Origin of the sequence: Nocardia sp. NPDC059228 (assembly GCF_042754245.1) — a bacterium.
Lineage (GTDB): Bacteria > Actinomycetota > Actinomycetes > Mycobacteriales > Mycobacteriaceae > Nocardia.
Genome location: NZ_JBHZAL010000090.1, coordinates 1 through 2,013 on the forward strand (window position 1 = coordinate 1; position 2,013 = coordinate 2,013).

The 2,013-nt window shown below is 67.6% G+C and carries 3 protein-coding genes; all 3 read right to left on the minus strand.

All coding sequences use genetic code 11. From position 1 onward, the window contains the following. Positions 1–638: hypothetical protein (locus ACFXKA_RS42560; RefSeq protein ID WP_379431839.1), on the minus strand; the 638-nt coding region annotated here is incomplete at its 3' end. Between the two features lie 12 nt (positions 639–650). Continuing rightward, positions 651–1,037, minus strand: a complete 387-nt coding sequence (locus ACFXKA_RS42565) for an MFS transporter (protein WP_379431840.1) — start codon at positions 1,035–1,037, stop codon at positions 651–653. A 34-nt stretch (positions 1,038–1,071) separates the two neighbouring features. Beyond that, the coding region (locus ACFXKA_RS42570) for an ATP-grasp domain-containing protein (protein ID WP_379431841.1) at positions 1,072–2,013 on the minus strand (942 nt) is incomplete at its 5' end.

Sequence of the window (2,013 nt, forward strand, 5' to 3'; positions counted from 1 at the left end):
AGACCGACGTACGTCACGGTGTCCGGTGCCACGTAGAGAGCCGCGAACAGACCGAAGGGCGCCGCGTTGAGCACCGCGGCCAGCATGATGGACCGGGTCATCCGGGAGCCCTCGGACCGCTTGGCGACCAGCGTCTGGGTGAGGGAGACCTGCACCGCGTTGACCATGATGAGGGCGCCCGCGGTCCAGGCCGGCAGCTTCAGCACCTCGACGATGTAGATCGCCAGCAGCACCTTGATGAGCATCTGCCCGAAGACGAGCGTCACGTTGACGCCGATGAGGAACACGTAGGAGACATCGCTCAGCACCGTCGCGTAACCGGCCTTGGCGGCGGGTGCTTTGGTGGCGGGCGATTCGGCGGCGGCCCCGGTGGCGGCCTCCGCGACCCGGTCATCGGGGGCGGCATCCGTGACTTCCGCCTCGTCCCCGTGCCGTACCGGCTTCCACAGGTACAGCAGGGTCGCCGCCAGTACGTAGGTGCACGCGTTCCCGACGACGATGGCGTGCAGCGCCATGTTCTCACCGAGCGTGAAGGCGAACGCCGCCAGCGCGCCACCGACGCCGATCGCCGTGTTCCGCAGGGCGTTCATGAATCCGAACATGGTGGTCCTGCGTTCCTCGGCGGAGGCCAGGACCACCAGGCAGCTGCTCTATGTCCAGTACGACGTGTGGCCCACCTGTACGAGGAACACGACGACGACGATCTGCCAGACGGACTCGGCCAGCAGGAAGCCGAGATAGCCGGGGACCGAGACCAGGTTCCCCCAGGCCGCGGTCCGCCGGGCGCTGAACCGGTCGATCAGCGGGCCCACGACCATCGACGTCGGCAGGGCGAGCAGCCGCGCGACGGTCATCGCGGCGCCGACCGCCGTCAGGGACACGTCGGTGGTCCTGACGAAGTACACCACCGTGAACGCCATGATCAGCCCGGTGCCGAGGCTGTCGATCAGGCTGGCGGAGACGAACTTGCCGTTTCCCTTCAGCCGCGGGATACCGAACTTCTGCCATATCGTCTCGTGTTCGAGGGTGCTTCCCACTGTCCTGGCTCTCTCGTTTCGCTCGGCGTACGGGTCAGTCGGTCGTCGGCTCGGTGTGGACCCGGATCCGGTCGATCAGCCCGTCGATCCGGTCAATGGCCTCGGCCGTGCTCTCGGCGGTGACCAGGACCTGCACATGGCGGCCGAAGTTGTCGGCCATCGGCGTGATCTCCTCGCCGGCCTTGATGTAGACGTCCACGCCGAACACGCCGGGCAGGTCCCGGACCTCGTCCACGCCTTCGATCGAAGTGACCACGCCAGGGCTGCCGTTGACCCATTTCGTCACCGAGCCGAACTTCGCCGACGGACGCTCCGTCAGCTCGGGCACCACCCGCAGCGGCCAGCCCGACGCGTACTGCTCCAGGTCGACGCCGTGGGTGACGACCATCAGGTCGAGCAGCCGGTCGCCCGGCGCCCGGTCGTGACTCTCGATGATCCGGGGCCCCTTCGAGGACAGCTTCAGCTCGGTGTGCCCGATGCCGTCGCGCAGCCCCATGGCGGTGAGGAAGCCGGTCACGTGGTCAACGATGGTGCGCTCGACCTCGTCGCCGAGGATCGCGGGCAGGGCGTGGCCCATCTCGACCGTGCCGTCGTGGAACTTGTCGGTGATGGAGACGACGATGTGCCGTCCGGCGAACGAGAAGCTCTCGACGCTGTACTCGGTCCCGTCGATGTACTCCTCGGCGATGAAGCCGTCCACCGGGTAGAAGGTGGCCATCGGCAGGTCGCTGCGGTTGCGCAGGCCGGTGAGCCGCTCCCACTCCGCGTCCACGTCGTCGGCGCCGGCGATCACGGCGATGCCCCGGCTGGCGGTGCCGTCCGTCGGCTTCACGATCACCGGGTAGCCGTACGCGGCGCCGAACTCCCGTACCGAGTAGGCGCTTTTGCACTCCGCGGAGCATACCGTCACGAATCGGGTGGTGCCAAGCCACTGGCGCATGTCCAGCTTGTTGTGGTAGAGCTTGGCGACCTTGTG